A 12842-nucleotide genomic window follows, 5' to 3' on the forward strand; every position below is an offset into this window, starting at 1 on the left:
AACCGACGCTCCGCCTCGTCGATAAAGTTGCGAACAGGCTAGCAGATTCGACATCGAGCGGCGCTGAGTCATCGCGACCGAGACCGTCGAAACTGCAGGGGGGGAAGGGGCCGTCTGTGCGCATCGCATGCACTCTCGATACCGGCACGCAACGCACCGATATCGTCATCACCACCGATACCGCGACACTCTTCGGCGAGATCGCCGATCGACTGCGCGGGTATCTTCCGCCGTCACATCCACTGCGCACCATAGGGCCGACAGCCCAGGCACAGGCGACGCTGCGGGTCAGAATCGCCAGCCAGTCGACGCCGCTGATTCTCGACCGGCATCGCACACTGGGCGAGTCTGCGCTGCAGCCGGGCTGCATCGTCTCAGTCGTCGACGATGCAGCGCCCAACAGCGATGCACGGCGCCAGTATCCGCTGGCGGGTCACCTCATCGAGCTCATACCACCCGGGCAGGCGGGCGCGCCGTCGCGCCGCCGTCGCTCTGACACTTCGGGAACGCCACGTGCCTACGGGCTGGTCGTGGGTGAGAATCTGATCGGTCGTGACCCCGCCACAAGGGTTCATCTGACCACGCGCGATGTGTCGCGCCGCCACGCTCAGATCACCATTGCCGATGACGGCACCGCCTCTGTGCACGATCTCGGCAGTGCCAACGGCATCGAGGTGAATGACGAGATCGTCACGGATGCGCCCCTGCGCAACGGCGACCGGCTGACGCTTGGCACCAGACTGTTTCGTTACGACGCGCTGGCACCGGGGCTCACACAGATGCAGAGCGAGACTGCTCTCGCGCCTCGGGTCGCGGTGATTCCGGCACCCGAGATCGTGCCACGGTTCGAGCCCAGAGATCTTGCGCTGCCAGCGCAGCCGCACCGGCAGCACTCGTCGCGCATGCCCGTGCTCGCGGCGTTGGCACCGCTGCTCGGCGGCATCGCGATGTTCGCGCTCACGAAGTCGCCGTACAGCCTGATTCTCGTCGTGCTCTCTCCGCTGACACTGGCTGCGACCTGGCTCGACAGTCGCTTCGTCTCGGGGCGTGAGTATCGGCGTGAACTCACCGAATACCGGCAGTCGGTGCGCAAACTCGCAGACGAACTCGCCGAGCAGCAGCAGCGTGAGCGAGCGGTGCGTCAACAGGCGAATCCGGGTTCGGGCGCGGCTCTCTGGAACCGACGGCCCGAACACCAGACGTTTCTCGAACTTCGCTTCGGGGCGGGTACTGATCTGAGCCTCACCGCGATTCCGGCCGCTGAACGAGGCGAGCTGCCCGATGACATCTGGGCGCAGATCGTCGATCTGCATGACCGTTTCGAGACGATCAGCGACGTGCCCGTACTCGAGAAGCTGTCGAGCGCCGGTGCGATCGGTGTGACGGGGTCTGCCGGTGTCGCAGAAGAGGCTCTGCGTGCCTTGATCGTTCAGGTCGCCACGTCGCATTCGCCTGCGGATGTCGTGGTGGCGGCGTTCTGCGAGCCACATCAGCTGTCGGGCTGGAGCTGGCTCAAGTGGCTGCCGCACACCGCCTCGCCACATTCGCCGATCTCGGGAGACCATCTGGCCAGCACCGCCGAAGGTGCTCAGCAGCTGACGACGCGACTTGAAGAGGTGCTCGGAGAACGCAGCATGTCGCCGACGCGCGGCCAGGCCCGCTCACACCTGCCGGCGGGGGAGCGCCCGATTCGGCATCATCACGAAGCCGCCGCGCCGCCTGAGCATTCGCCTGTGGTGATCGCCGTCGTGATCGGCAACCCCGGCGTCGACCCCGCCAGGCTTGTGCACATCGCCGAGGCGGGGCCCGATGTCGATATGCATGTGCTCTGGCTGGGCGAGTCGGCGCAGGCTCTGCCAGCGGCATGCCGCACCTGGCTGCACATCGGCGACGACCTCACCGCTGCGCTGCACCGCGTGCGCTCGGCCAGCAGCATTCCCGTCACCAGACTCGACAGACTCGATGCGCACCGCGCCACTCAGATCGCTCGCGCACTTGCTCCGCTGGTCGACAGCGGTGCGCTCGTCGTCGACGAGACCGACCTGCCTGCTCGCGTGCGGCTCAGCGAGATCGGCGACACCGACCTTTCAGAGCCGCTGGCGATCGAAAGGCGTTGGAAGGCCAACGACTCGCTGATGTCCGGGTGGGGCACTGGCGGCACTCGGGCGCAGGCTCTGAACGCCGGCTCCGGGCTGACCGCACGTCTCGGCGTCGGCACGAACGGCCCCTTCGCCCTCGACCTGCGCGAACAGGGGCCGCACGCTTTAGTGGGTGGCACGACGGGGAGTGGCAAGAGCGAATTCCTGCAGACGTGGATCATGGCCATGGCCGCTGAGTACGCACCTGATCGTCTGACGTTTCTGCTCGTCGACTACAAGGGCGGGGCGGCATTCGCCGAGTGTGTCGGTCTGCCGCACACCGTCGGCTTGGTCACCGACCTCGACCCGCACCTCGTGCAGCGCACTCTGATATCGCTGCGTGCAGAGCTCACCCGACGCGAGCACCTGTTCAATGCCGTCGGAGCCAAAGACCTGCGCGGCATGGAGCGTCTGCGCGACCCGCGCACCCCGCCCACGCTCGTGATCGTGGTCGACGAGTTCGCCGCGCTCGTGGCTGACGTGCCCGAGTTCGTCACCGGCATCGTCGACATCGCGGCCCGCGGACGCTCGCTCGGGGTGCACCTGATTCTCGCGACCCAGCGCCCGTCGGGCGTCGTCAACGACAACCTTCGAGCCAATGCGAACCTGCGAGTCGCCCTGCGGATGGCAGACGAGCAGGACAGTACCGATGTGCTGGGCATACCGGACGCCGCGCACTTCTCGGCGAGCACCCCAGGTCGAGCCGCAGTGCGCGTCGGTCCTGGGCGCGTGCAGCACTTTCAGACGGCGTATCTGGGCGCACCGATGATCCTCGGCCGTGAAGCCGCACAGATCACGATCGCCGAGCTGCCCTTTCAGACGGCTCGACAATGGCTGCAGCCCGCAACGCGTGACCGCACTGGTGCGCAGGCGCAGCGTGAGATCGAGGCCATGCGCGACGCGATGCTCGCCGCCGCCGAGGGGCTGCGGCTTGATGCACCGCGTCGCCCGTGGCTCGACGCGCTGCCCAGTCGGCTCGCGCTGCCACTGCCTGAGTCGTCTGAAACCTGTGGGTCGATTGGGCTGTCTGGGCCGTCTGCGAGCACTGAGACAGCCCAGCAACCGCAGAGTGCCCACGAGATCGTGTTGGGGCTGGCCGACGACCCGCAGCATCAGCGGCAGCAGATCTATGCGTGATCGGCAGCGCCGGCTCGGGCCGCACGCAGGTGCTGCGCACCCTTGCCTGGCAGCTGAGCGATCGGCCGAGCGGCACTGCGGCCACACACATCTATGTCATCGATGCCGCTGGGGCCGGGCTCGAACAGCTTGACACGCTGCCGACGGTCGGTGCGGTCATCGCCGCAGACGATCGCGAACGCATCCAACGCCTGCTGCGTCAGCTCGACGCCACTGCCACCGAGCGCATCGCGCTGCTGCGACGAGCCAAAGCCTCGGCCATCGACGAACTGCCGACGGCGACAGCCGACGGTCTGCCCCGGGTCTACGTGCTGATCGACGACCTGGCGGCCATGCAAGAGCAGTACGAGTTCGCGCGAGGCTTCGACGTGATCGGCTCGCTTGCCGCGCTGTTCGCGTCCGGGCGCGACGTGGGCATCCACTTCGCATTCACCACGAGTCGACCCAGCGGGCTGCCCGCGACCATCGCGTCCAGCCTGGGGCAGACCCTCGCGCTCAGGATGACGGATGCCGCCCTCGGCGGCCTGCTCGACATCGACACCAGCGTGCTCGATGATGCGCCTCCCGGCCGCGGCATCGTCATCGGCGGCATCTGCGGCGGGCTCGAAACGCAGATCGGGGTGCCACACGGCGCCGTCACCGTGACCGAACAGGCCGCGGTGCTCGCCGAAGTGGCCGCGCGTCTGGCCGACATGGGGTCGGAGCCGACACCGAGCATCCGTCGTCTGCCCGAGACGGTCGCGCTCGATTCGCTGCCGGCCTTCGACGTCGATCAGGCTCCGGTCTTCGCAGTGGCTGACGACACCCTCGCGCCGGTCGGTCTGCCGTCACACGAGCCGTTTCTGGTGCAGGGGCGCTCGAGCGACGAGAACTCCGCGGTGCTCGGTGTGCTCACACGAGCACTCGCGACAACCCGGCCTGCGGCAGAGAGCATCCTCATCACGCCGAAGACGTCACCCCTCGACGCGGCGATCTCATGGTCGCGCGTCGCGAACGACGAAGCCCAGGTGATCACCGTGATCGACGAGATACTGGGGGCGGTTGAGCCCCCGGTTGAACGGCCGAGTCTGGCGCAGTTCGACACCGCCGGCTGGCTTGCCGACGACGACTGGCTGTCTGCCGCCCCCAGACGCACCGACGTGCAGCCGAAGCAGTCGGCCCAGACTTCAGAGCCCACACGGCCAGCGCTCGACAGCGATCAGCTGATGATCGTGATCGACCACACCGCCGACTTCGTGGGCACCCCTGCCGAGTCCCGTCTCGCTGCACTTGTCGCACACTGCCGACGAGAGAGCATCACCTGCCTGGTCGACGTCGACCCAGCCACGCTGCCCGCCGCCTGGGAGCTGCACGGCGCCGTGCGAACCATCAGATGCGGTCTGCTGCTGCGCCCCGAGACCGATGACAGCGACCGCTACCTCAGGGCGAACGTGCCTGCCGACGACACGTCTCGGTGGCCAGCAGGGCGCGGCTATCTCGTTGCCGGCGGGCAGACCCGCCTGGTTCAGGTGGCGAAATAGGGCGGGCGCGCGAGACGGTGAGCGGATGCCATGGTGCAGGCGCCGGGAGCGCACCCGGTAGCCTGTATGCAGCGAGGAAGACCGCCGACCGACCAGGCTGACGGCAGGTGGCCCCAGAGAAAGCGAGCCTTCGACGTGTATGTGAAGAGACTGACCCTGAAAGGGTTCAAGTCGTTCGCGCACGCGACCACGTTCGAGTTCGAGCCTGGAGTCACCGCGGTCGTCGGCCCCAACGGGTCGGGCAAGTCGAACATCGTCGACGCCCTGGCATGGGTCATGGGCGAGCAGGGTGCGAAGACGCTGCGCGGCGGAAAGATGGAAGACGTCATCTTCGCAGGCACTGCCAAGAAGGGGCCGCTCGGCCGCGCCCAGGTCGAACTCACCATCGACAACACCGACGGCGCGCTGCCGATTGAGTACACCGAGGTCACGATCTCGCGAACGCTGTTTCGCAACGGCGGCAGCGAGTACGCGATCAACGGGCAGTCGTGCCGACTGCTCGACGTGCAGGAGCTGCTGAGCGATTCGGGCCTCGGCCGCGAGATGCACGTCATCGTCAGCCAGGGGCAGCTCGATCAGGTGCTGCGCGCGTCGCCGGAAGAGCGCCGCGGCTTCATCGAAGAGGCCGCCGGTATTCTCAAACACCGCCGCCGCAAAGAGCGCACGGTGCGCAAACTCGATGCCATGGAGGCCAACCTGCAGCGGGTGAGCGACCTCACCGCCGAGCTGCGACGCCAGCTGAAGCCCCTCGGCCGCCAGGCCGAGATCGCACGTTCGGCACAGCAGATCCAGGCCGAGGTGCGTGACGCGACCTCTCGGCTGCTCGCCGCCGAGATCGTAGAGCTCGACACCGATCTGGGCACTCTCGCGACCCAGCGACAGGCTCTTGAGAACGAGCAGGGTGTGCTGCGCGAGACCGTCGCGGCGAGCCGCAGCCGTCAGACCGAGCTCGAGGCGACCACGGTCTCAGACGAGCTGGAGCGTTCGCGTGCAGTCGTGCACCGCCTGGAGTCGGCGGCCGAACGCTTTCGCTCGCTGCGATCGATCGCCGAGCAGCGGGTCGCGCTGCTCTCGGTGCGGCCGCAGACCTTCGACCTCGACGTCGCCGCGAAATTCGATCAGGCCGACAGCGCTCGGAGCGCCGCACGAGAGCTCGCCGAGCGTGCGACCGAGCTGTCGACAGCTCTTGACGAGCAGCGGGCGGCCACCCGCGAGGCCTTCGACGCGCTGCAGGCCGTCGACGCACAGATCGCCGAGCAGGCCGCTCTGATCAGCCGCCACGAACTGCGTCGATCGGCGCTCGCGAACGCCGTCGAAGTCGCCGCAGGCAAGGTCGAGGCCGCTGAACGACAGGTCGAGTCGCAGGGCTCGGCGGTGCAGCAGGCGACCGAGCGCCGCGACCAGCGGGCACAGGCGCTCGCCGAGGCCACCGCCGCCGAACAGACGGCAGAGCCGACGCCTGACGGGTCAGACACATCGGGCAGCTTGACCACGGGCCTCGACGCCGCATACCGTGCCGCGACCGACCGGCTCGAAGCCGCCGAACGGGCATTGACGGCAGCACGCGATCTGCAGGCGAAGGCGACCTCTGAGGCAGACTCGCAGCAGGCCCGTGCCGCGGCGCTCGCCATGGCCCTCGAATCGCGCGACGGCTCGGCACAGATCATCCATGCCGAGACCATCGGCGTGCGCGGGCGCGTCGCCGACGCACTGCAGGTGCAGGCAGGCTTCGAGGCGGCCGTCGCCGCGGCGCTCGGCGCGCTGACCGATGCGCTGCTGGTCGACTCCAGCGCAGCTGGTGCAGCCGTTCTGGGCGATGCCCGCGCGGGTGATCTGGGACAGGTCACCGGCGTCGTCGCCGAACCCGCGGCGCCTGAGACCGCAGGCGCACTGAGTGACCGTCCGACGCTGCCGCCCGGGGTGGCATGGGCGCCCGATGTCGCACAAGGGCCGTCCGGAGTGCTCGCGCGCCTCGCCCACACTGTGATCGTTCGAGAGAAAGAGGTCACCGACAGCGCTGCGACAGTGGTCGACCCGGTCGCCGTGCTCGACGCACTGCCCGCCGGAGACTGGCAGGTCGTCACACCCGAGGGCGACGTGATCGGCCGTGCGCTGGTGCGCGGCGGCGGCGATGCCGGGCAGTCACGACTGCAGCTGCTGGCGCAGCGTGACGAAGCTCTGCGCGCCGCCGATGAGGCCCGTGCCTCGGTCGCGTCGGCGAGCGCGCGCATCGACGTCGCCCGCGACGAGCGGGATGCCCGGCGCGCCGAACGCGATCAGGCGCTCGCCGAGCTGCGTGCGGCGGATGCTCGCGCGGCCGAGACGGCCAAACGGCTCGGATCGCTGCGTGCTCAGGTCGACAGCGCTGAGGCGGAACTCGCGCGTCTCACGACACAGGCCGAGCAGGCGCGAACGCGACTCGACGAGGCGACCGACGCGAGTGAGCAGGCGCACGCGGCGTTGGCATCCTTCGACGCCGAGCCGCAGCCGCTGAGCGACCCCATCGACCGCCAGCCTGCATTCGACGCACTTGAAGCGGCTCGAGCGCACGAGATGGAGGTGCGCGTCTCGGTCGAGACCGCCCGCGAACGCGCGAAGGCCGAACAGCGTCGCGCCGAGACGCTGCAGCGCGACGCCGAGCAGTCGAAGGCGCAGGCCGAGGCACAGGCTCGGGAGCAGGCGATCCGCAGCATCCAGCTGGAGCGCGCCGAGCACGTGCAGGCGCTGCTGCCCGACATCATGGCGCACATCGGCACGTCGCTGCAGCAGGCGAGACTCACCGTCGCCGAGCACGAGGTGGCCCGCAACCAGCAGCACGGACAGCTGCGCGAGCTGCGCGAACGCATCACCGAGCAGCAGCATCAGCTCGAACTGCTCGCCGAACGCGCGCACGGCATCGAGCTGCGTGAGCACGAGCAGCGGGTGCGCCGCGACTCGGCCGCAGAACGCGTGCGCACCGAACTGAACATCGACGTCGACGTGCTGATCGCCGAGAGCGGGCCGCACCTGCCGATTCCGGTGACGGGCGAGTGGGCCGACGCCGACGAGACGGTCGAGACCGTGCCCTACGACCATGAGCAGCAGCGGCTGCGGCTGGTGAAGGCCCAGCGTGCGCTGAGCCGCTTGGGGCGGGTGAACCCGCTCGCGCTCGAAGAGTTCGCCGCGCTCGAAGAGCGGTACAACTACATGAACGACCAGCTCGTCGATCTGCGCAAGACGCGAGCCGATCTGATCGCCATCAGCGACGAGCTCGACGAGAAGATGCAGTCGATCTTCACAGAGGCGTTCGACGACACGCAGCGGGCCTTCGACGAGATCTTCCCAGTGCTGTTTCCCGGCGGGCGCGGGTCGCTGACGCTGACCGACCCAGAGCATCCGCTGACCACCGGCATCGCCGTGCACATCAGGCCGGCAGGCAAGAAGATCGACCGGCTCTCGCTGCTCTCGGGCGGTGAGCGGTCGCTGGCGGCGGTCGCTCTGCTGGTCGCGATCTTCATCGCCCGACCGAGCCCGTTCTACATCATGGACGAAGTCGAGGCCGCGCTCGACGACGCGAACCTGGGGCGTCTGCTCTCGGTGTTCGAACGACTGCGGCGAGACTCCCAGCTCATCGTCATCACCCACCAGAAGCGCACGATGGAGATTGCCGACGCACTGTATGGTGTGTCGATGCGGCAGGATGGTGTGTCGGCCGTGGTTGGACAGCGCATGGAGCACGACGAATACGATGCCGACCACACTGCGGGCGAGGGCGACCGGGCGGCAGACGACGACAGGCGCGATGAGCAAGACGGTCATGACAGGAGCGGGAAATGAGCAAATGGTCACTGCGAGGCAGTCTGCGCACTCTCTTTCAGGGCACGCGGCCCATCGACGAGAGCAGCTGGGAAGACCTCGAAGACAGCCTCATTCTCGGCGACTTCGGCGCTGAGGCGTCAGAGTCGATCGTCGAGGCGGTGCGTTCGAACGTGGAGCGACTGGCGATCGCCGACGAACGCGAGCTGCGCAACGTGCTGCGTGACGAGCTGGCCGAGCGGCTGAGTGCGAACGACCCGACGTTGCGTCTGACCCGCCCGCAGGATGCTGCCACCGGCCGCCTGCTGCCTGCGGTCGTGCTGGTGGTCGGGGTGAACGGCGTCGGCAAGACGACGACGATCGGCAAGCTCGCACGGTTCATCACGCGGGCGAACAAGCGTGTGGTGATCGGTGCGGCCGATACGTTCCGTGCGGCCGCCGTCGAACAGGTGGCCACCTGGGGCCAGCGGGCCGGCGCCGAGGTGGTGCGGCCGCAGCAGCAGGGGCAGGATCCAGCCTCGGTCGCGTACCAGGCTGTGCAGCACGGCATCGACGTCGACGCCGACGTGGTCATCATCGACACCGCCGGCCGCCTGCAGACCAAAGCCGGTCTGATGGACGAACTCACCAAGATTCGCCGCGTCGTCGAGAAGCTCGCACCGATCGCCGAGGTGCTGCTGGTGCTCGACGCCACGACCGGGCAGAACGGGCTGAGCCAGGCCCAGGCGTTCATCGACCATGCCGGCGTCACCGGCATCGTGCTCTCGAAGATCGATGGCTCGGCCAAGGGCGGTTTCGTCGTGGGCGTGCAGCAGACCACCGGGATCTCGGTCAAACTGATCGGCTTCGGTGAGGGCATCGACGACATCGCAGCCTTCAACGCGAACACCTTCGCCGCCGAGCTGGTGGGGTAGCCGCCGAAGACAGCCTGCGGTGGGCGGCCGCGTGCCGTCGGCGACTCAGGGCAGCCGGAACCCGCCATCGTGCGTGCTCTCGACGGCGAGACCGTCGGCGACCAGAGAGGCGAGCGCGCGTTCGGCCTGCGGGCGATCCGGAGCATCCTGCAGCAGTGCGCTGACCGCCATCGGCTCGCGGGCGGCCCGCAGCAGCGCCATGATGCGGCCGCGCGCCTGCCGGTCGCTGCCCTCGAATCGCGCCTGTGTGCGACGCTTCGGCGCCGCTGACGGCGGTGACCCGGCTGCGACCCATGCACACCGCGAACGAATCGGGCAGACTTCGCAACTCGGTGTGCGGGCGGTGCAGACGAGTGCTCCGAGCTCCATGAACGCGTAGGTGGCCAGGCGCGTGCGCTCGGCGTCCTGCGGCAGCTGCGCCGACATCGCCGGCAGGTCGTGCGCCGGTCTTGGGGCGCCCGGTTCCGCCTCGCCGTCGACGGCTCGGGCGAGCACACGACGAATGTTCGTGTCGACGACGGGATGCCGCTGGTGAAACGCGAAGACCAGCACGGCGCGGGCGGTGTAGTCGCCGACGCCCTTCAGCGAGAGCAGTGTGTCGAGGTCGTCTGGCACTTCGCCCGCGTGCTCGGCGCAGATCTGCTGGGCGGCAGCGTGCAGCCAGCCCGCCCGACGCGGGTACCCGAGCCGATCCCACGCACGAATCGCATCGCCGGCGCTCGCAGCCGCAAGGTCGCAGGGCGTCGGCCACGCCTGCATCCACTCGTGCCAGCGCGGCAGCACACGGTCGACCTGCGTCTGCTGCAGCATGAACTCGCTGACCAGCACGCCCCATGGCGTCGCCTCCTCGGCGCGCCAGGGAAGATCGCGGCGTTCATCGAGATACCAGGCGATCAGGTCGTCGGCGAAGAGAGAAGAGCTGGGGAGCATCGACACCACTGTAGCCTTCGCCGGATGCTCTGGTCGCCACGCGCAGAAGCCTCGGCTCTCCCTGCCCATCCGCCGTCGCAGGGCGAGGCAGCCAACGGCCGGAGAGAGCCCCGAGTGCGGCAGACGGGGCACACGACCGCGGAGAGTAGCATTGTGCGCCGTGAAGAAGACCGACCAGACCGAACCATCACCTGACGCACCTCTGCAGCGCTCCGGCAGCGGAGCATCCGCACAACGGCCGAAGCGTGATCGCAACGCGATTCTCGCCGTGACGGTGTTCCCAGCGATCGTGATCGTCGCCGCAGTGCTGGGCTTCTGCCTGCCTGCGACGTTCACCCCGATCACCCCGATCGTGCCGTATCTGCTGGGGCTGATCATGTTTCTGATGGGCATCACCCTCACCGGCGCCGACTTCAAACGCATCGCCAAACGGCCGCTGGTCGTGCTGCTCGGACTGGTCGCGCACTATGTCATCATGCCGTTGGCCGGGCTGCTCGTGGTGTGGGCGCTGCAGCTGCCCGCCGAACTGGCCGTTGGCGTCATCCTGGTCGGCTGTGCGCCCAGCGGCACCGCCTCGAATGTGATGACGTACCTTGCGAAGGGCGACGTGGCGTTCTCGGTGTCTGTGGCGACCGTCTCGACCCTGGTCGCACCTCTGCTGATGCCGCTGCTGACACTGGCGTTCGCGGGGCAGTACATGTCGATTCCGGTCGAGGCGATGTTTCTCGACATCCTGAAGACGGTGCTGCTGCCGGTGATCGCCGGTGTCATCGTGCGCAGCCTGTTCGGGCGCATCATCGACTACATCAAGCCTGTGCTGCCATGGCTGTCGGCGATCGCGATCGCGACGATCGTCACTGCGGTGATGGGCAAAAGCGCGGCCGCGTTCGCGCAGGCAGGGCTGCTGATCATTCTCGCAGTCGTGCTGCACAACGGCATCGGGCTGCTGCTCGGCTATCTCGCCGGGCGAGCGGTGCACCTCGATCACGCCGCGCGCCGTGCGCTGGCGTTCGAGGTGGGAATGCAGAACTCGGGGCTGGCAGCCTCGCTGGCCACGGTGCACTTCAACCCCGCTGCCGCGCTCGCACCTGCGGTCTTCTCTGTCTGGCACAACATCAGCGGAGCGCTCGTCGCGGCATGGCTCGCGCGCAAGCCGATTCCGACGGAGAGGTGAGCGGCTCCGTTCATAGTGTCGTCATTCTGTGCCGATACGCTGGGTGGTGCACGTCGCAGCAGCCGACGACAGCCGCCGTTCGAAGGGGAGCCACATGGAGACACTGACCGACCCGACCGCTCTGGAACAGATGCCGCGCCGCATCGGCATCCTCACGTCTGGCGGTGACTGCCCCGGGCTCAACGCGGTGATCCGAGGCGCGGTGCTCAAAGGCACCGAGGTCTACGGGCAGGAGTTCGTCGGCTTTCTCGACGGCTGGCGCGGCATGATCGAAGGCGACTACATCACGCTCGATCGCGCTCGGGTGCGCGGGCTCGCCAAAGAGGGCGGCACCATTCTCGGCACCTCGCGCATCGGCCCATACAGAACCGAGGCGGGCCGACCCGAGAACATTCTGCGCACCCTGGCCGAGCACGGTGTGGATGCGGTGATCGCGATCGGCGGAGACGGCACGATGCGAGCGGCGAACCTGCTGCGCAACGACGGCATTCCGATCGTCGGGGTGCCGAAGACGATCGACAACGATCTCGACGGCACCGATTACAGCTTCGGGTTCGACACTGCGGTGTCGATCGCCACCGAGTCGATCGACCGGCTGCGCACGACCGGCAATGCGCACAAGCGCTGCATGGTGCTCGAGGTGATGGGCCGCCACGCCGGATGGATCGCGCTGCACGCGGGCACGGCCGGCGGCGCGCATGCGATTCTGATTCCAGAGCAGGCCGAGAGCCTCGACCAGATCTGCGCGTGGGTGACCTCGGTGCGCGATCGTGGGCGTTCGCCGATGGTCGTCGTCGCTGAGGGGTTCACACTGCCCGACATGGACGAGGCATTCTCTGACAAGGGCCTCGACGGATTCGGACGTGCCCGGCTCGGCGGCATCGGGGAGGTTCTCGCCCCGCTGATCGAGGAGCGCACGGGAATCGAGAGCCGGGCGACGGTTCTCGGCCACATTCAGCGCGGGGGAGTGCCCACCGCGTTCGACCGTGTGCTGGCCACGCGACTGGGCATCGAAGTCGTTGAGCTCGTCGCTCGTCGCCAGTGGGGGCGCATGGTGGCACTGCGCGGCACCGACATCGTCAGCGTGCCTTTCGCCGAGCTGGCTGAGACGAAGCAGGTGCCGTCTGAGCGCTACCGCGAGGTGCGTGCGATCTTCGGGTGAGCCCCCCGGGCTCTCGGTGCGCTTCGGGCCCTGTCGAATCTCAGATTCCGGGCGTCCCGAGCACGCGCTGAG

The 12842-nt window shown here is 68.2% G+C and carries 7 protein-coding genes; 6 read left to right on the forward strand and 1 reads right to left on the reverse strand.

Annotated elements, in window-relative coordinates; translation table 11 throughout:
• Positions 1-116 precede the first annotated feature (116 nt).
• The 4 genes from F8O08_RS03060 (at position 117) to ftsY (ending at position 9504) form a co-directional block, all read left to right on the forward strand.
• Positions 117-3275, forward strand: a complete 3159-nt coding sequence (locus F8O08_RS03060; RefSeq protein WP_158042503.1) for an FtsK/SpoIIIE domain-containing protein — start codon at positions 117-119, stop codon at positions 3273-3275.
• Positions 3272-4795: an FtsK/SpoIIIE domain-containing protein gene (locus F8O08_RS03065; protein WP_158042504.1), complete on the forward strand. Its 1524-nt coding sequence runs from the start codon at positions 3272-3274 to the stop codon at positions 4793-4795. The genes F8O08_RS03060 and F8O08_RS03065 overlap by 4 nt, the downstream gene beginning before the upstream one ends.
• 135 nt (positions 4796-4930) lie before the next feature.
• Positions 4931-8611, forward strand: coding sequence for a chromosome segregation protein SMC (gene smc, locus F8O08_RS03070; protein WP_158042505.1), 3681 nt, complete (start codon positions 4931-4933; stop codon positions 8609-8611).
• Positions 8608-9504, forward strand: a complete 897-nt coding sequence (gene ftsY / locus F8O08_RS03075; protein WP_158038301.1) for a signal recognition particle-docking protein FtsY — start codon at positions 8608-8610, stop codon at positions 9502-9504. Before smc ends, ftsY begins: the two co-directional genes overlap by 4 nt.
• Positions 9505-9549: 45 nt before the next feature.
• On the opposite strand, the gene F8O08_RS03080 is transcribed toward ftsY, so the two are convergent.
• The gene (locus tag F8O08_RS03080; protein WP_158042506.1) at positions 9550-10434 is read right to left on the reverse strand and encodes an A/G-specific adenine glycosylase; all 885 of its coding nucleotides are present in this window, start codon (positions 10432-10434) and stop codon (positions 9550-9552) included.
• Between the two features lie 202 nt (positions 10435-10636).
• Between F8O08_RS03080 and F8O08_RS03085 the strand changes: the two genes are divergently transcribed.
• Positions 10637-11608 (forward strand): bile acid:sodium symporter family protein, encoded by a 972-nt coding sequence (locus F8O08_RS03085; RefSeq protein WP_158042676.1) that lies wholly within the window; start codon positions 10637-10639, stop codon positions 11606-11608.
• Between the two features lie 94 nt (positions 11609-11702).
• Positions 11703-12770 (forward strand): 6-phosphofructokinase, encoded by a 1068-nt coding sequence (locus tag F8O08_RS03090; RefSeq protein ID WP_225733453.1) that lies wholly within the window; start codon positions 11703-11705, stop codon positions 12768-12770.
• Positions 12771-12842: the final 72 nt, after the last annotated feature.

The organism is Pseudoclavibacter sp. CFCC 13611 (genome assembly GCF_008831225.1).
Classification (GTDB): domain Bacteria; phylum Actinomycetota; class Actinomycetes; order Actinomycetales; family Microbacteriaceae; genus Pseudoclavibacter_A.